This is a genomic window from Actinophytocola sp. (assembly GCF_009379765.1).
Taxonomy (GTDB): Bacteria; Actinomycetota; Actinomycetes; order Mycobacteriales; family Pseudonocardiaceae; genus Actinophytocola.
Genome location: NZ_WHTD01000185.1, coordinates 1 through 15,907, shown reverse-complemented (window position 1 = coordinate 15,907; position 15,907 = coordinate 1). Strand labels below are relative to the sequence as shown.

Sequence of the window (15,907 nt, the reverse complement as noted above, 5' to 3'; positions counted from 1 at the left end):
TACTCGACTGCGTTGGATGTGCCGTGCTCGCTGCGCTCCGCGCGGCGTGAACGGTCTCCCTCGCATGGCCACCGACTCGAGATCGGCCGCCGGTTGTTGCTCACTCGACTGCGTTGGATGTGCCGTGCTCGCTGCGCTCCGCGCGGCGTGAACGGTCTCCCTCGCATGGCCACCGACTCGAGATCGGCCGCCGGTTGTTGCTCACTCGACTGCGTTGGATATGCCGTGCTCGCTGCGCTCCGCGCGGCGTGGACGGTCTCCCTCGCATGGCCACCGACTCGAGATCGGCCGCCGGTTGTTGCTCACTCGACCGTGATGCCCATCGACCGGGCGGTGCCGGCGATGATCTTGGCGGCCTGGTCGATGTCGTTGGCGTTGAGGTCGCTCTTCTTCTGCTCGGCGATCTCGCGCACCTGGTCCCAGGTCACCTTGGCGACCTTGAGGCGGTGCGGCTCGCCGCTGCCCTTGTCCACACCCGCGGCCTTGAGCAGCAGCTTCGCCGCCGGCGGGGTCTTGAGCTTGAAGTCGAACGAGCGGTCCTCGTACACGGAGATCTCGACCGGCACCACGTTGCCGCGCTGCGACTCGGTGGCGGCGTTGTACTGCTTGCAGAAATCCATGATGTTGACGCCGTGCTGACCCAGCGCGGGACCCACGGGGGGCGCCGGGTTGGCCTGGCCGGCCGTGATCTGCAACTTGATGATCGCGGACAGCTTCTTCTTCTTCTTGGGTGGCATTTCTTTCCCTGCTCTGTCTTTCTCTCTCGGCAACCGAAGTGATTCTCGCTCCGCAAGCTCCGCTCGGTCAGATCTTGGAGACCTGGCTGAACGACAGCTCGACCGGGGTCTCCCGGCCGAAGATCGACACCAGTACCTTCAGCTTCTGCCCGTCGGCGTTGACCTCGCTGATCGTGGCGGGCAGGGTGGCGAACGGGCCGTCCATGACGGTGACCGACTCGCCCACCTCGAAGTCCACCTCCACGACCGGGCCCTTGGCCGGCGTGGCCGCCGTCCCCTTGCCCCCCGTTGCCGGCTTGGCCTCCTCCACCCGCGGGAGGAGGAACTTCAGCACCTCGTCGATGGTGAGCGGCGACGGCTTGGACGTCGCGCCGACGAAGCCGGTGACCCCCGGGGTGTTGCGCACCGCGGACCACGAGGCGTCGTTGAGGTCCATCCGCACGAGGATGTAACCGGGCAACACCTTGCGCTGGACCTGCTTGCGCTGCCCGTTCTTGATCTCGGTGACCTCCTCCGTCGGCACCTCGACCTGGAAGATGTAGTCCTCCATGTCCAGGGTCTGGATTCGGGTCTCGAGGTTGGTCTTGACCTTGTTCTCGTAGCCGGCGTAGGAGTGCACGACGTACCACTCACCGGGCGCGCGACGCAGTGCGTCGCGCATCTCGGTGGCCGGGTCGACCTCCTCGGCCTCCTCCGCCTCCGCGGTCTCATCCGTCGTGTCTTCCGTCGTGTCGTCGGCGGACTCGGCGGTGGCGTCCTCGTCGGCGTCGTCGGTGATCGCGCTTTCGACGCCGTCCTCGACGGACTTCTCGGACTCGGCCGACTCGTCGGTCCGGTCCTCGGCGGACACCGCCGCCTCCTCGTCGATCTGGTCGACACCACCGCTCAAGCCGGTCAGCTCCTGGCTGCCAGCCGCGCCGTTCTCGGAGCTCACTGTTCGGTCTCGCTTCCTTTCATCGATCACGTGCCCTGCCACTGCCCTGTTCACTCTGCCGGCGCGCCCGCGTGGGCGCAGCTCAGCCGAACAGCCAGGCCACGCCCTTGGTGAGCCCGAGGTCCAGCGTGGCGATGAGCACCACCATGAAGGCCACGAAGACCAGCACGACGGCCGTGTACGTGATCATTTGCTTGCGGGTCGGCCAGATGACCTTGCGGAGCTCCGCGACGACCTCGCGCATGAAGCGCGCGGTCCGCGCGAACAACGACGGACGGGACTCCTTGCGGTCGCGGGTCGGCGTGGGCCGGCCCTTGTGCTCGCCGCGGGTGGCCGACTTGGCCGCCAACTTGTCGCTGCCGTCCTTGCTCTTGCCCCTGACCTTCGCCTTGGCCTTGTCGTCGGTCTTGTCGCCGGCCTTGGCACCCGACTTCGACGACTTCTCGTCGGCCGGCGCGTCCTTCCTCGCGGCAGGGCGAGCGGACGCACGGCGCTCACGCCGCGCGGCGGCGGTGACCGGACGAGAAGGGCGCTCCTGTCCCTTGTCCCGTTCCTTGTCCCGGTCGTCAACCACGCCAGTTCCTCCGCTCGATGGGTCCGCACCTTGCGTCTGACGCAGGGGTGACAGGACTTGAACCTGCAACCTGCGGTTTTGGAGACCGCTGCTCTGCCAGTTGAGCTACACCCCTTCGTGGAGTCGATCTCTCGACTTCACGGTCGTGGACGCATTCGACCCACCCCACTGTCCAGCGTGGGGTGAGGTCGTCAACTTCCAAGTTCAAGAGTGTACGACAAGCGCCGACACGCCCCGCAACCGCGCCTGTCAGACGTACCCTTCCTCGACGAGCTCGTACCCGCCGGCCCGGACGCGGTGCGTCTCCCCGGAGCCCTCGACCACCCGGACCCAGCTGCTGACCTCGAGCTCCACGCCCTGGAGAACGCAGTGGAAGCCGCCCGTCATTCCCGGCACCGGGAACCACAGCTCCGGCTTCTCGAACTCGGTGAGCACGTCGAGCTCCGGCAGCCGCAGCCTCTCCTGCCCGACGAGGTGGCCCGCCCGTTCGCGGACGAGGTCGTGCAGGTGCCGCTGCAGCGCCCGCTGCAGCGCCCTGAGCGTGTCGGTCGGCACCGGGTTGCGGACCCTCGGCCGCAGCAGGTCCGCGAGCGCGTCCCGCTCGGGCAGGATGTCGGTCCGGAAGGTCGAGCGGAGTGTGCGGCCCGACCACGTCGCGGGTTCCACGCCGCGAAGGTACCGACCGGCCGCAGTTCGGTTGGGCGGATCTGCGACGATTCCTGACATGGCAGACAGCTCCCCGCGCCGCATCTCCGCCCGGATCGGTGGCATCGCCGAGTCCGCCACGCTCGCCGTGGACGCGAAGGCCAAGGCGCTCAAGGCGGCCGGCCGGCCGGTGATCGGCTTCGGCGCCGGCGAGCCCGACTTCCCCACTCCTCCCGCGATCGTCGAGGCCGCCGTCGAGGCGGCCAAGGACCCGCGCAACCACCGCTACACGCCCGCCGCCGGCCTCCCCGAGCTGCGCGAAGCGGTTGCCGCCAAGACCAAGCGCGACAGCGGCTACGAGGTCAAGGCCAACCAGGTGCTCGTCACCAACGGCGGCAAGCAGGCCGTCTACCAGGCGTTCGCCACGATCGTCGACCCCGGCGACGAGGTGCTGCTGCCCGCGCCGTACTGGACCACCTACCCCGAGTCGATCGGCCTCGCCGGCGGCGTCGCGGTGCCGGTGGTCACCGACGAGTCCAGCGGATACCTCGTCACGGTCGGGCAGCTGGAGGCCGCGCGCACCCCGCGCACCAAGGCGCTGCTGTTCTGCTCCCCGTCCAACCCGACCGGTGCGGTGTACCCGCGCGAGCAGGTCGAGGCGATCGGGCGCTGGGCCGTCGAGCACGGCATCTGGGTGATCACGGACGAGATCTACGAGCACCTCACCTACGACGGCGCCCAGGCGGTGTCGATGCCGGTCGCGGTGCCGGAGCTCGCCGACACCTGCATCGTGGTCAACGGGGTGGCCAAGACCTACGCGATGACCGGCTGGCGGGTGGGCTGGATGATCAGCCCCGCGGACGTCACCAAGGCGGCCGCCAACCTGCAGTCGCACCTGTCGTCGAACGTGGCCAACGTGTCCCAGCGCGCGGCGCTCGCCGCCGTGTCCGGCCCGCTGGACGCCGCGCACGAGATGCGCGAGGCGTTCGACCGCCGGCGCCGCACGATCGTGAAGCTGCTGTCGGAGATCCCCGGCGTCGAGGTGCCGACGCCGCAGGGCGCGTTCTACGCGTACCCGTCGGTGAAGGCGTTGCTGGGCAAGACGATCCGCGGCACGGTCGGGTCGACGAGCGTGGCGCTGGCCGCGCTGGTGCTCGAGCACGCGGAGGTGGCGGTGGTCCCCGGCGAGGCGTTCGGGACCCCCGGCTACTTCCGGCTGAGCTACGCGCTGGGCGACGAGGACCTGGCCACGGGCGTCACCCGCATGGGCGACCTGCTCCGCGAGGCGAAGTACAGGTAGCAGTCAGCGAGCCGGCGCCAGGTCCTCCGCCGCACGCATCGTGTGCCAGACGACCTGCGCCGGCACCTCGTCCGCGCGGGTCGAGGCAACGACGGCCCACGAGTCCTCGGGGCACGAACGCCGGACCAGCGCGCCCACACAGGACACGCCGTCGCGGAACTGGCCGTGCTCCAGCACCGGCTCCCCCGCGCGGAGTCCGGCGAGCTCGACCTCCAGCGAGTCGGTGTCGATGACGGTCCGCGTGGTGAACCGCCGCATCCCCTGCTCGGCCAGGTACGCCGTGCGTCGCGCGCGAGGCATTGCCGCGAGCAGGACCTTCCCGATCACCGTGGCGTGCGCGGCGACGTTCAGCCCGACCTCCAGGTCCTCCAGGTAGGGCGACTCCGGCCCCTCGACCAGGTCGGTGATGAGGATCCGGCCCGAGACGAACCGGCCGAGGTAGGCGGTCCGCCGGGTCATCGCCGAGAGGTGCCGCAGCACCTCGTGCACCTCCGGGGGCTGGTCGAACGAGGCTTGCAGGTCGTGGAAGCGCCGGGCTACCGAGGAGCCCAGCACGTAAAGCCCGGCGCGGTCCCGCACGAGGTAACCCTCGTAGGTGAGGGTGCGCACCAGGTGGTAGGCCGTGGACAGGTTGAGCCCGCACCGCCGGGCGACGGCCTTGACCGTCAGCGGCGCGGTACTGGCCCCGACCTCCTCGAGGATGCGAAATGCCCGGGACACCGAACGGACGAGGTCGGACGGCGCGGGCACTTGTTCGTTCACGACGACCTCTCGCAGGCTCGGTGTCGCCGCTCGCGGTCGCCCTGTGACATTGGTCCGCTCGCGGTCGCCCTGTCACATGGTTCGCTCGCAAGCTCGCTCACTTGTCACCGTCCCGCGAGCCAAGCACCGGATTTCCATTGTGCGTCAGATCACAAGCGCTCGCCACACCAGCGCATTTCGTCATCTGAAATCTGCGGCCTTCCTCCCCGCCCGGCCCGCTGCAAGCCTCGATGCATGGACGAGATCCCGCAGCGCTTCCTCAGCGCGCTGTCCGATGTGTTCGATCCGTGCTGCCGCGAGAAGGGCATCTCCGTGGTGGACATGGGCCTGGTGCACGCCGTGTCCGTCACCGACCGGCACGCCCACGTCCAGCTGCTCCTCACCTCTGGCTGGTGCCCGTTCGCGGTCCAGGTGATCACCGACGTGCGGGACCGCATGGAGCTGCTGCCCGACATCGACTCGGCGCAGGTCGAGGTCGTCTGGGACACCGCGTGGACCACCGACCGGCTGTCCGACTCGGCCCGCGGCAAGCTCCGCTTCCTGCCCGACCCGGTCGCGGTGTCCGACCGGAGCGGTTACATCGCCGCGCACCAACCCAGCGAGAGAAGGGGAACGACCATGACACCCCTTGTGCCAACCTCAGCTGGTCAAGCAGCCGGGAACCCGCACGAACCGCGTGCCTGCCAACCGCACCCAAGGGGAACGGGACGCGACCCAGCCACCGGTACGCGCCGAACTGAACGGCATCAACACATCGTGACCCCACGGGTCAATTCCGGGGAGGCGGTCTAGTCATGATCGACGACACGTTCGTGTTCGACGGCGTGGCGCACCCGTTCAACTTCGAGTCGAAGAACGCGTTCGGCAAGCCGGGCGAGATGTTCGCCAACCATCTCTACGCGTTCCACGCCACGCTCACCCCGGACGGCGAGGAGCACCTGTCGGCCGACCAGTTCCTGAAGAACTGGACCATCGACGACATCCGGCAGATGGTTTACGAGGAGTCCGATACGGACATGCTCGTGGCGATGCCCCTGCCACTGACCGACATGTTCGCCGACGGCCTGTCGCCGTGGGAGGAGTGCGCCGAGCTCGCCCAGCGGGACCCGGACCGGACGATTCTCTGGGGCTCGGTGAACCCGCTCGAGGGCCGCAAGGCGCTCGACCTCATGGAACGCCAGGTCGGCGAGTTCGGCGCGAAGGCGTTCAAGTTCTACAACGTGCGCTACGACTACGGGAGGCCGTTCCCGTGGCGGATGGACGACCCGCAGATCGCGTTCCCGATCTTCGAGAAGGCCCAGGAGCTCGGCGTCAACCTGATCGGCGTGCACAAGGGCGTGCCGCTCGGGCCGCAGCCCATCGAGCACACCCAGACGTGGGACATGGACGGCGCGGCGGCCAACTTCCCCGACATCAACTTCGTGATCTACCACGTCGGGCTGCCGTTCCTCGACGAGACCTGCTGGCAGCTGATCCGCTACCCGAACCTGTACGCGTCGCTGGCGGCCACGATCAACTTCCTGGTCCGCGCGCCGCGGATGTTCGCCGAGATCCTCGGGAAGCTGCTGTTCTGGTGCGGCGAGGACAAGATCGTCTACGGCAGCGAGGCGCCGATCTTCCACCCGCAGTGGGCGCTCCGGGCGTTCATGGACTTCCAGATCCCCCAGGACCTGTGCGACGGCTACGGCTATCCCCAGCTGACCGACACCGCGAAACGCAAGATCCTGGGCGAGAACCTGCTGCGCCTGCACGGCATGGACGTGGAGACCGCCCGCACCAAGCTCGGGCGTCGCAAGTAGGACGCCGAGACCGGCCCTGACCCCGCCGGCGACTGACGCCTTCCGGACCGTTCGGATGTCCGGAAGGCGTCTTTCGTGTGTGGCGGGCCCGCTACTCGGGGAGGCGGACGATGGCGATGGCCTTGCCCAGGACGGCCTTGCCCTCGAACTTCGCGGTGATGTCGATCCGCGCGGTGCCGTCGTCGCGGATGTCGCGGACCTTGGCGGTGACCTCGACCCGCGCGCCCTCGTCGTCGTTCGGGACGATGACCGGGCGGATGAAGCGGGCGCCGTACTCGAGGAGCGCGCCCGGGTCGGTCAGCCAGTCGGTGACGATGCGGCCTGCGATGGCCATCGTGTACATGCCGTGCGCGATCACGCCGGGCAGGCCCACCTCGTCGGCGACCCGCTCGTTCCAGTGGATCGGGTTGAAGTCCAGCGACGCGCCCGCGTAGCGCACCAGGTCCGACCGGCGGACCCGCAGCTCCAGCGGCGGGAGCTCGGAGCCGGCGGCGACCCCGGTGCTCGCGGCCATCACGAGCCCCTGACCACGAGCTGGGCGCGAGCGGTGATCACCTGGTCGCCGTCCACGGTGTCGATCTCCGCGCGCAGGGTCAGGAAGTCGTTGCCGGCGCGGGCCATGATGTCGTCGATGTAGGTGGTGACGACGAGCTGGTCACCGGCCTGCACGGGCCGCGTGTAGGTGAACGTCATGTCGCCGTGCACCATGCGGTCGTAGTCGAGCCCGAGGCCCGGGTCCCGCACGACGGCCTCGAGGGCGTACTTGTTGAACAGGACCATGACGAAGGTCGGCGGGGCGATCACGTCGGGATGGCCGGCCGACTTCGCGGCATCGACGTCGCGGTACATCGGGTGTGGGTCACCGATGGCGTCCGCGAACTCCCTGACCTTCTCCCGGCCGACCTCGTAGATCTCCGAACGCGGGTACGCGTGCCCGACGTAGGACGGGTCCAGCGGCACCTAGCGGGTTTCCTTGTGCAGGCGGTGCGTGCCACAGTTCGGGCAGAACTTCTTCATCTCCAAGCGGTCCGGGTCGTTACGCCGGTTCTTCTTGGTGATGTAGTTACGGTGCTTGCACTCCTCGCACGCCAGCGTGATCTTCGGTCGCACGTCGCTGCCAGCCACGGCCTTGCCTCTCTCTCCAACAGATACCCGCGTAGCGGTGGCCGGACTTGAACCGGCGACACAGCGATTATGAGCCGCTTGCTCTACCGACTGAGCTACACCGCCATACCAAAAAAAGCCCCCCTGGCTGAACGCCGCACGGCGACACGATCGCCGCGCGACCCCCGCCCGGGGGTCCAGGGGGCTTGCCCCCGGCTGGGGTCTGGGGGCTGGGCCCCCAGAAGATAGTAGCGAAGCGATCCAGGTCCGCGTCGTCGGCGGACAGGGAACGCTCAATCGCGAGCCCCAATACGGAATCGAACCGTAGACCTTCTCCTTACCATGGAGACGCTCTGCCGACTGAGCTATTGGGGCGTGCTCGCGTGAGCCGTGCTGAGAGTACACGGAGCGGTCCCCGCCGCGAAATCGGGATCGAGGCCTAAGGTTGTCCCATGCCAGGACGGGAACCGACACCTGAGGACGGTCCGCTGTTCCGCTCGGCCCACCGGCGCGCCGACGCGATAGACCGCGCGCAGGCGGGCGGCGAGCGCCGCAGAGCGTGGGCCCGCTTCGTCCCATCAGCCCTGGTCGCGGTCGCCGAAGGGTTCCTGCGCGAGACGATGATCATGGGAGCGGTGCTGTTCTCGGTCATCGCCGCCGTGATCGGGGCGACGTCGGGCGATGCGCCGTGGGCGGTCGGCTGCGTCGCCGCGGGTGTCGTCGGCTGCGTGCTGGTGCTGGTCGCGGTCGCGCGGCACTGGTCGTTCGGCCGGCAGTGGGCGGTGATCCTCGGCGTGTTCGCGCTCCAGTGCGCGCTGATGGTCGCCTTCTGGACGACCCGCTGAGAACGAGCTTTCGCATTCGGCCGGTGCGCGGGCCGCGGCCGTGGCACGCTCGTCGCCAGACGAGGAAGCGGAGGGGTCATGGCGGACGTCACAGTGGAGATCAGCGACCTGCGCGGGTGGGCGGGTCAGGTGGGCCGCGCCTCCGCCGACATGGGCACCGCCCACGGCTACGCCACCAGCAACGTGGCCGACGCCGACTTCGGCAGGATCCTCGAGCTGATCACCTCCGACTACGCCTCGCTGCTCACCGCGTTCCACACCATCCTGCAGACCGACGGGACCGGCCTCGGCAAGGCGCGGTCCGCGCTCGGTGCGAGCGCGGACACCTACAAAGCGGCCGACGACCGCTCCCGTGAACGCTTCGCCGAGCTGCCCGGCGGCGAGACCGGCGACATCACCGACGACGGGGTCGCCAATGGCTTCGACGACCTCGCGCCGGCCGCCGCCGAGCTGTCCGCGCCGACCGACGCGGGCGCCGCGCTTCCCGAGGTGTCGTTCGGCTGGATCCTCGACAAGGTGTGCGAGCTCGTGGTCTGGGTCGGCGGCCCGGACCCGCGCGAGTACGTCACCCAGTGGGTCGCCGGGGACGTGGCCAAGGCCTCGCGGCAGGTGTCGGCGTGGCAGCACGTCGCCGACTGCGTGGACGCCGTCGACGCCAACCTCGACTCGGGCCGCGCGGCCATCACCCACACCTGGACCGGCGACGCGTCCGCCGCGTCGGCCAAGCACATGGACAAGTGGAGCACCTGCCTGACCGACCAGAGCTCGGCCATGCGGCAGGTCGCGAGCCACCTGCACGACGCCATTGACCAGGCGGTGAAGATGGCGCAGGTCGTGGTCGACATCATCAAGACCGTGATCAGCCTGGTCTCGGCGGCGCTGTCCAACGCGGCGATCCCCTTCTACGGGCAGTGGAAGCTGATCAAGACCGTGAAGGAGGCGATCACCATGATCAACAGTGCCCGTAAGGTGATCATGGTCTTCTGGAACGTGCTCAACATGGTCAAGGCGCTCATCATCGCCACGGTCGCCACCTTCAGCGCCGAGTCGCTGCCGCCGGTCCCGACCGCCGAGGTCCCGGCGTGACCAGCGACTTCTCCAGCCTGGAGGACCAGCTGCGGGAGGCTACGGCCGAGCTGGACCAGGTCGTCGCGCGGGCGAGGGTCGACCTGGCCCGCTTCGAGCGCGACAACCAGCCGACACCGGCGGAGCTGCGGGACCTCCAGGAGTCGGCGGAGCGCGGTGACCTCGGGTTCGACATGCAGGAGCTCGCGCGGCGCGTCGACGAGGGGCAGGACAGCTGGGCCGCGATCTTCTCCGGCGACTCGCCCAACTCCATCCTGCTCCAGGGACTGCTCACCCGGATGATCGCGGAGAACGGTGAGGCGACCCGCGCCGCGATCGAGGAGGACGACGACTTCGACCCGTTCCCGCCCACCGAGGATCTCTAGGCATCGCCTCCCGCCGACCAAACGGCAGCTCAGGGGACCGTGACGGTACCCAGCCACCAACCACCGGAGGTCCGCACCGTCCACTGGAACGCAACCAACACTTTTGATTCCGGGGAGGCGGTCTAGGACAGCAGGGTGAGCACCGTCTCGTCGCGCAGTCCCCTCGCCTGGGCGGTGCGCGCCTGCAGCCAGGCCTCCAACCGATCCTCGGACAGCGGGCGCGAGATCAGGTAGCCCTGTGCGACGTCGCAGCCCATGGCGGCCAGCTGGTCGCGCGCGGCGTCCTCCTCAACGCCCTCGGCGACCACGATGAGGCCGAGCGAGTGGCCGAGCTCGACGATCGACCGGACGACCGCCAGGTCACCGAGGTCGCTGCCCATGCCGAACACGAAGCTCTTGTCGATCTTCACCTCGTCGACCGGCAGCTGGCGCAGGTACGCGAGCGAGGAGTAACCGGTGCCGAAGTCGTCGACCGCCAGCACGACGCCGAGGTTGTGCAGCGCCCGCAGCACCGGCAGCGCCCGGGCCGGGTCGGCCATCACACCAGACTCGGTGAGCTCCAGCGTCAGCAGCTCCGGTGGCACCCGGTGCCGAGCCAGCGCGGCCGACACCCGGTTCGGGAACTCGAGGTCGGCGAGGCTGCGCACGGACAGGTTGACCGCCACCCCGATGCGCAGCGAGCGGTCCATCCACTTGCGCGCCCGGATGAGCGCCTTGTCCAGCACGAAGTCGGTGAGCGCGTCGACGAGACCCGCGGCCTCGACGGCCGGCACGAACTCATCGGGGTGCAGGTCGCCGAACTCCGGGTGCCGCCAGCGGACCAGCGCCTCGACGCCGAGCACCTCGCGGCGCGGCAGCGCGACCTTGGGCTGGTAGTGCACGCTGACCTGGCCGGACTCCAGCGACTGGCGGAACTGGGTGACCAGCTGGAACCGGCGCAGGAAGATCTGACCCATGGTCGGCATGTAGGCGCGGACCTTCTCGTCGGCCGACCGGGCCGCGCGCACCGCCATGTCGGCCCGCTTGAGCAGCTCGTCGACGTCCAGCTCGGCGGCCGCGCCCTCGCTGCCGCTGGCGGCGTCGAACATCACCCCGTCGGCCGCCGCGGACGACGCGTAGCCGACGACCACGCCGGCCTCGACGGTCAGCCGGTCCACGGGGTAGGGCGCCGACACGCTCGCGACGAGCCGGTCGGCGACCTCCTGCGCCTGGTCGAGGTCGGCGCCGACGAGCAGCGCCGCGAACGCGCCGCCCTCGAGCCGGGCGAGCGGGGTGTCGGCGCCGAGCGCGTCACGCAGCCTGCGCCCGGCGGCGATCGTGATCCGGTCGCTCCAGGCGTAGCCGAGCGCGTCGCTGATCGCGGGCTGGACCTCGAGGTCGACCCGCAGCATCACCGAGCTCGGCCTGCTCTCCAGCAGCTCGGTGGCGAGCTGGCGGAAGCCCGGCCGGTTGTGCAGACCGGTGAGCGGGTCGTGGTAGGCGTCGTGGCGCAGGGTCGCGAGCAGCCGGCGGTTGTCGAGCGCGGTGGCGAGGTGGCGGGCCGTGGTGCCGATCATCCGCAGGTCGGCCTGGCCGAACCCGCGCCAGCGGTTGAGCTTGTCGTGCGCCTCGACCACGCCGAGCAGGTGGCTGGCGCTGCGCAGCGGGACGACGAGCGCCTCCTGGGTGCCGCGCTGCACGAGCGCGTGCCGGATCTCGGGCAGCGCGTCGAGCCTCCTGAAGTGGCGCACGTGCGAGCCGGGCAGCCGCAGGAGGGCGTCCGCGCGGCTGCCGGCGGCGTCCAGGTCGACCATCTCCGCCGGCAGGTCGTCGCCGGCGACCACGGTGTGCATCGGGGACTGCGGGTCGAACCGCAGCCGCAGCACCACCCGGGCGGCGCCGAGCTGGTCCTTGATCCGCTGCGCGATGCCGTCCCAGTCGTCGGACTTGACCGCGTTCGCGGTGTCCTGCCCCGTGGCCGGGCGGGCGGCCGCGCGCCGACCGGAACGCGCGACGATCAGGCTGACCTCGGACAGCGCCTCGAGGTCGCGCTGCTCGCGCAGCAGGCCCGAGTAGGCGAGGTAGAGCGCCCACACGCCGCCGAGCATGGCCAGCACGAGCGGCCAGCCGTGGTCGACGTTGGTGGCGACCTCGTAGCCGACGACGCCGACGGAGGCGTTGACCAGGCCGAGGACGAGCGTGCGCGAGACGAGCTTGGTGGCCGCGTTCAGGCGCATCCGGCGGCCGAGGATGTATACCGCGGCGAGCGCGAGCAGGGTGCTGGTGACCGGGGCGGACAGCGCGCCGACGAACACGGGGAACCAGGTCGGGCCGCCCTGCAGTGCGCTGCCGGCGACGGTGAACACGGTGAACGCGGTGGAGATCTCGAGGATCTCGGCGCCGGTGTTGTAGAGCACCCGGTCCTGCACGCGGCGGGCGAGCAGGGTGCCGACGCCGGCGATGAGGTGGGCGGCGAGCACGACCTGGAACGGCGCGACGAACAGGCCTATCGCGAGCGGTATCTCGGTGAACGAGATGGTCCAGGAGACGCCGCCGCGGACGTCGATGTTGACCGAGAGCTGCTCGACGACCAGGAACGCGAGGACCAGCAGGAGGCCGGTGCCGATGAGCTCGGTGCTCGGGTGCAGCGGCAGCCACAGGGACATGAGCACGGCCGCGGCGACCCCGGTGACCAGGACGATCATCGAGAAGATGCCGAAGTGCCGATCGACCGCGGGGTCACCGGCCGCCGTATCGGCGGGCGGCTCCGTAGGTGTGGTGCGCTCGTGTGCCGTGTCGGGCATGCACTCTCCTCGGCCGTCCGGGCGACAACCAGGTCGTATCCGCCGCACAGTGACGACGCCCCGAACGGGCAAGTCACGGTCGCGTAACTGTACCCCGTCCGAGCGAAGAAACCGACTGTGCTAAATGGACTGCGCAAACCGTGACACGGATTGGACACGTTCGGGTGTCACTCCGTTACGTCCCTGACACGACCTGCCTGCGGAGGAATCGCCCGAGGTCAGCCACCTCGTTACGGTAATCCGGCAGCGGGCTCGTGCCGAACGGCTCGAGCTCGACCTTCGCGGAGTCCTTTGTGGACGTGAGCCGCCAGGTGCCGACGACCCGCCCGGCCGCCAGCACGGCGGGCATCACGAAGCCCCCACCAGCCTGGATGGTGCTCGCGTAGGCGTGGGGGACGGCGAGCTCGCGGCCGCGGTAGCCGAGTAGGTAGGCGTCGAAGTGGCCGAGTAACCGGGTGGGTGCCGGCGGTTCGTCCGGTTGGTCCGGGAGCATGTGTGCGGCCACCCCGGCCGCCTCGACCGGCTCGGTCGCGACGGCGGCCATGGCGGCCTTCACCTTGCCGGCGGGAAGCCCCGACCAGGCGGCGAGGTCGGCCGCGGTGGCCGGGCCGTGGCCGGCGAGGTAGCGCTCCGCGAGCCTCGCGAGTGCCTCCTCCTCGTCCAGGGACTTCTGCGGACCGAGCCACTCGCGGACCAGGACGTAGGTCGCCTCGTCCTTGCCGGTGTCCGGGCCGCGGCAGACCTGGCCGGTGAGCGCGGCGTACCCGAGGAGGTGGGCGGGCGCCTGGCTCCTGGCGTCGAGCGCCGTGCCGTGGTCGGCCAGTCGCGCCACGATCTCGGCCCTGGTCAACGGTGTCGCCAGCTCGGCATCGAGGCCCGCCGTAGCGCGTTCGAGGGTGGCCTCGTCGAGCCCGAGCCGGCGCCTGCGGGGTGCGCCCCGGGGGGCGAAGTGGGGCCCGAGGAGCCCGGTGACCCAGCCGAAGTCCTCGGCGGCGAGCATATGGAGCGTGCCGCGCATGGCCCAGGTCCGGACGACCGTGCGGTCGCGGCAGGCGGCGTCGACGTCGGCGGCGGTGAGCCCGCTGGTCCTGACCCGGACCGCGAGCCGGTTGGCCCGCACGTCCTGGGCCTGCAGCGCGACGACCTTCCGCACGGCCTCCTCGACGGTGGCCGCCCGACCGGCGAGCCCCTGCGCCGCGGCGCGGACCTGCCGGGTCCGGGTGGCGTTGAGCGTTCTCACAGCGAGCGCCGCACGGCCAGCGCGAGCTCGGCGGGGGCGTCGTACTGGACGAGGTGCCCGGCGCCGGTGATGATCTCCGTTCGGGCCCCGGGTATCAGCGAGGCGAGCCTCCTCGCCCGGTCGACCGGGATCCAGGTGTCCTCCGCGCCCCAGATGACCGTGACCGGCAGGTCGAGCTCGGCGTACCTGGGCTCGATCTCGTCGGTGAACCGCTCGTCGGCCTCGGCGATCTGCCGGTAGAACGCCCGCTGCCCCGCCGTGGTGAGCCACGGCGCGGTGAGGGTGGCGAGCTGCTCGCCGGTGAGCCCCCGGTGGCTCGCGGTGCGGATGTAGGCCTCCAGCGCGCCCCTGTGCACGACCGGCGGCTGCCGCGCGAAGACGTCGGCGTGCTCCTTGACCAGCCGGAAGAACTCCGATCCCCACGGTCTGAGCGCGACGACGTCGACCAGGGTGAGCGACCGGTAGCCCCGCCCGTGCAGCAGGTGGGCCCGCAGGGAGACCGCCCCGCCGTAGTCGTGCGCCACCACGCGCGGCCGGTCGAGGCCCCAGTGGTCGAGCAGGTCGGCGAGCACCTCCCCCTGCGTCCCGAGGTCGACGGCGTGTTCCGGGTGCTTGGAGGACTCCCCGTATCCCGGCATGTCATAGAGATGGACGGTGAACTCGGCCGCCAACCCCCGTGCGAGCTCCGCCCAGAGCCGCGAGGACCAGGGCGTGCCGTGACAGAGCACCATGGGCGGCCCGGTGCCCATGCGCTCCCAGGCCACGGCCCGCCCCCGCCATTCGAAGATCTCCATGTCGGCGACGGTAGCCGCGGGGTCCGACAAAACCGGCCGGTGATGTCGATCCGGTCGGGTGCCGTTCGTCTGAGCGGTGAAGCCGTCCTACGAAAGGAGACGACGTGTCCTTCACCGAGGACGAGGTCGCCTACCTGCGGTCGCAGCCGCTCGCCCGGGTCGCCACGCTCTGCGCCGACGGGGAGCAGCCCGACGTCGTGCCGCTCGCGTTCGAGTTCGACGGGACGTACTTCTGGGTGGGCGGGTCCGGCGAGTCGGTCACGCACACCCGGAAGTTCCGCAACATCCGGGCCGGCAACCGGAACGTGGCGCTGCTCGTCGACGACCTCGTGTCGCTCCAGCCGTTCGTCGCGCGGTGCGTGCGGGTCTACGGCGTCGCCGACGAGCCGGTCGAGCGGGTGGGGCTCGTCGGTCCCGGCCTCTACACGCGGATCACCCCGACGGTCTCGTGGAGCTGGAACCTCGCTGGCGAGCCCGCGGGCGACACCTGGTACCCGGCGCGGCGGACCGTGCACCGGTCGGCCAAGGCGGGTGGCGGCGACCCGGCCGACGTGGAACATGGCGTCGAACCCGGCGCGCCAGGAGTCGACGGCCTGTGAGTGGTGCAGGCCGTCGCCCCGGGGACGTAGGCGGAGCCGATGACGCGCGTCCTCGCCCGGCACCGGCGACCAGCCCGACGAGTCCCCACCGGCTCAGGACGCTCCGCGATGTCGGCTCCGTGTCGTCCATGGCAGTCCCCCAGTCGTCGGCAACGGCGAGCCCTCCGTGGTCGCCGGGACCGCTGACGAACGATCCGAGGACCGGCTAGCCCCGTCTTCCGCACATGAGGTGGGGTGGACAGGTCAGGCGTGTCGGTGATGTGTCTGACCTGCCGATCTGTGAGTCTGTCGCGTTGTGGATCAACGTGGACGACGGGCCCGGTATGTCGCGGCGAGTATC

At 70.2% G+C, this 15,907-nt stretch carries 18 protein-coding genes and 3 tRNA genes; 7 read left to right on the top strand and 14 right to left on the bottom strand.

Features of this window, described 5'->3' with window-relative positions; translation table 11 throughout:
- Positions 1–302 precede the first annotated feature (302 nt).
- From rplK to GEV28_RS36640, 5 genes are all read right to left on the bottom strand, one after another.
- Positions 303–737, bottom strand: a complete 435-nt coding sequence (gene rplK / locus GEV28_RS36660; protein WP_291417994.1) for a 50S ribosomal protein L11 — start codon at positions 735–737, stop codon at positions 303–305.
- Between the two features lie 67 nt (positions 738–804).
- Positions 805–1,671 (bottom strand): transcription termination/antitermination protein NusG, encoded by an 867-nt coding sequence (gene nusG, locus GEV28_RS36655; RefSeq protein WP_291417992.1) that lies wholly within the window; start codon positions 1,669–1,671, stop codon positions 805–807.
- A gap of 82 nt (positions 1,672–1,753) precedes the next feature.
- Positions 1,754–2,245: a preprotein translocase subunit SecE gene (secE, locus tag GEV28_RS36650; RefSeq protein WP_291417990.1), complete on the bottom strand. Its 492-nt coding sequence runs from the start codon at positions 2,243–2,245 to the stop codon at positions 1,754–1,756.
- Positions 2,246–2,287: 42 nt separating this feature from the next.
- A tRNA-Trp gene (locus GEV28_RS36645) sits at positions 2,288–2,360 on the bottom strand.
- Positions 2,361–2,494: 134 nt separating this feature from the next.
- Positions 2,495–2,911 carry a hypothetical protein gene (locus GEV28_RS36640; protein ID WP_291417988.1) on the bottom strand — a complete coding sequence of 139 codons (417 nt, stop codon included), beginning with the start codon at positions 2,909–2,911 and terminating at the stop codon, positions 2,495–2,497.
- 58 nt (positions 2,912–2,969) lie between these two features.
- Between GEV28_RS36640 and GEV28_RS36635 the strand changes: the two genes are divergently transcribed.
- Positions 2,970–4,190, top strand: a complete 1,221-nt coding sequence (locus tag GEV28_RS36635) for a pyridoxal phosphate-dependent aminotransferase (protein ID WP_291417986.1) — start codon at positions 2,970–2,972, stop codon at positions 4,188–4,190.
- Between the two features lie 3 nt (positions 4,191–4,193).
- Here GEV28_RS36635 and GEV28_RS36630 read toward each other — a convergent pair whose 3' ends face one another.
- Positions 4,194–4,952, bottom strand: coding sequence for an IclR family transcriptional regulator C-terminal domain-containing protein (locus tag GEV28_RS36630; protein WP_291417984.1), 759 nt, complete (start codon positions 4,950–4,952; stop codon positions 4,194–4,196).
- 234 nt (positions 4,953–5,186) lie between these two features.
- On the opposite strand from GEV28_RS36630, the gene GEV28_RS36625 reads away from it, so the two are divergent.
- Positions 5,187–5,744, top strand: coding sequence for a metal-sulfur cluster assembly factor (locus GEV28_RS36625; RefSeq protein ID WP_291417982.1), 558 nt, complete (start codon positions 5,187–5,189; stop codon positions 5,742–5,744).
- A gap of 2 nt (positions 5,745–5,746) precedes the next feature.
- Positions 5,747–6,751 carry an amidohydrolase family protein gene (locus GEV28_RS36620; protein ID WP_291417981.1) on the top strand — a complete coding sequence of 335 codons (1,005 nt, stop codon included), beginning with the start codon at positions 5,747–5,749 and terminating at the stop codon, positions 6,749–6,751.
- A gap of 91 nt (positions 6,752–6,842) precedes the next feature.
- Here the strand turns inward: GEV28_RS36620 and GEV28_RS36615 are convergent, their stop codons facing one another.
- From GEV28_RS36615 to GEV28_RS36595, 5 genes are all read right to left on the bottom strand, one after another.
- The gene (locus GEV28_RS36615) at positions 6,843–7,265 is read right to left on the bottom strand and encodes a MaoC family dehydratase (RefSeq protein WP_291417980.1); all 423 of its coding nucleotides are present in this window, start codon (positions 7,263–7,265) and stop codon (positions 6,843–6,845) included.
- Positions 7,265–7,711 (bottom strand): MaoC family dehydratase N-terminal domain-containing protein, encoded by a 447-nt coding sequence (locus GEV28_RS36610; protein WP_291417977.1) that lies wholly within the window; start codon positions 7,709–7,711, stop codon positions 7,265–7,267. The genes GEV28_RS36615 and GEV28_RS36610 overlap by 1 nt, the downstream gene beginning before the upstream one ends.
- Positions 7,712–7,876 carry a 50S ribosomal protein L33 gene (gene rpmG / locus GEV28_RS36605; RefSeq protein WP_291417976.1) on the bottom strand — a complete coding sequence of 55 codons (165 nt, stop codon included), beginning with the start codon at positions 7,874–7,876 and terminating at the stop codon, positions 7,712–7,714.
- Positions 7,877–7,908: 32 nt separating this feature from the next.
- Positions 7,909–7,981, bottom strand: a tRNA-Met gene (locus GEV28_RS36600).
- Between the two features lie 176 nt (positions 7,982–8,157).
- Positions 8,158–8,230, bottom strand: a tRNA-Thr gene (locus tag GEV28_RS36595).
- Positions 8,231–8,307: 77 nt separating this feature from the next.
- Here GEV28_RS36595 and GEV28_RS36590 point away from each other — a divergent pair.
- From GEV28_RS36590 to GEV28_RS36580, 3 genes are all read left to right on the top strand, one after another.
- Positions 8,308–8,700 (top strand): hypothetical protein, encoded by a 393-nt coding sequence (locus GEV28_RS36590; protein WP_291417974.1) that lies wholly within the window; start codon positions 8,308–8,310, stop codon positions 8,698–8,700.
- A 78-nt stretch (positions 8,701–8,778) separates the two neighbouring features.
- On the top strand, positions 8,779–9,786 hold the full coding sequence (locus GEV28_RS36585) for a hypothetical protein (protein WP_291417972.1): 1,008 nt from the start codon (positions 8,779–8,781) through the stop codon (positions 9,784–9,786).
- A complete protein-coding gene (locus GEV28_RS36580; RefSeq protein WP_291417970.1) occupies positions 9,783–10,151 on the top strand; it encodes a hypothetical protein in 369 nt (122 codons plus the stop codon). The genes GEV28_RS36585 and GEV28_RS36580 overlap by 4 nt, the downstream gene beginning before the upstream one ends.
- 122 nt (positions 10,152–10,273) lie before the next feature.
- Here GEV28_RS36580 and GEV28_RS36575 read toward each other — a convergent pair whose 3' ends face one another.
- The 3 genes from GEV28_RS36575 to GEV28_RS36565 all read right to left on the bottom strand — a co-directional run bounded on the left by GEV28_RS36575 (position 10,274) and on the right by GEV28_RS36565 (position 14,968).
- Positions 10,274–12,934 (bottom strand): EAL domain-containing protein, encoded by a 2,661-nt coding sequence (locus GEV28_RS36575; RefSeq protein ID WP_291417968.1) that lies wholly within the window; start codon positions 12,932–12,934, stop codon positions 10,274–10,276.
- Positions 12,935–13,109: 175 nt separating this feature from the next.
- Positions 13,110–14,174, bottom strand: a complete 1,065-nt coding sequence (locus GEV28_RS36570; protein ID WP_291417966.1) for a winged helix DNA-binding domain-containing protein — start codon at positions 14,172–14,174, stop codon at positions 13,110–13,112.
- The gene (locus tag GEV28_RS36565; RefSeq protein WP_291417964.1) at positions 14,171–14,968 is read right to left on the bottom strand and encodes an alpha/beta fold hydrolase; all 798 of its coding nucleotides are present in this window, start codon (positions 14,966–14,968) and stop codon (positions 14,171–14,173) included. The genes GEV28_RS36570 and GEV28_RS36565 overlap by 4 nt, the downstream gene beginning before the upstream one ends.
- 104 nt (positions 14,969–15,072) lie before the next feature.
- Here GEV28_RS36565 and GEV28_RS36560 point away from each other — a divergent pair, with 104 nt between their 5' ends.
- Positions 15,073–15,567, top strand: a complete 495-nt coding sequence (locus GEV28_RS36560) for a PPOX class F420-dependent oxidoreductase (RefSeq protein ID WP_291417962.1) — start codon at positions 15,073–15,075, stop codon at positions 15,565–15,567.
- The last annotated feature ends 340 nt before the right edge of the window (positions 15,568–15,907 follow it).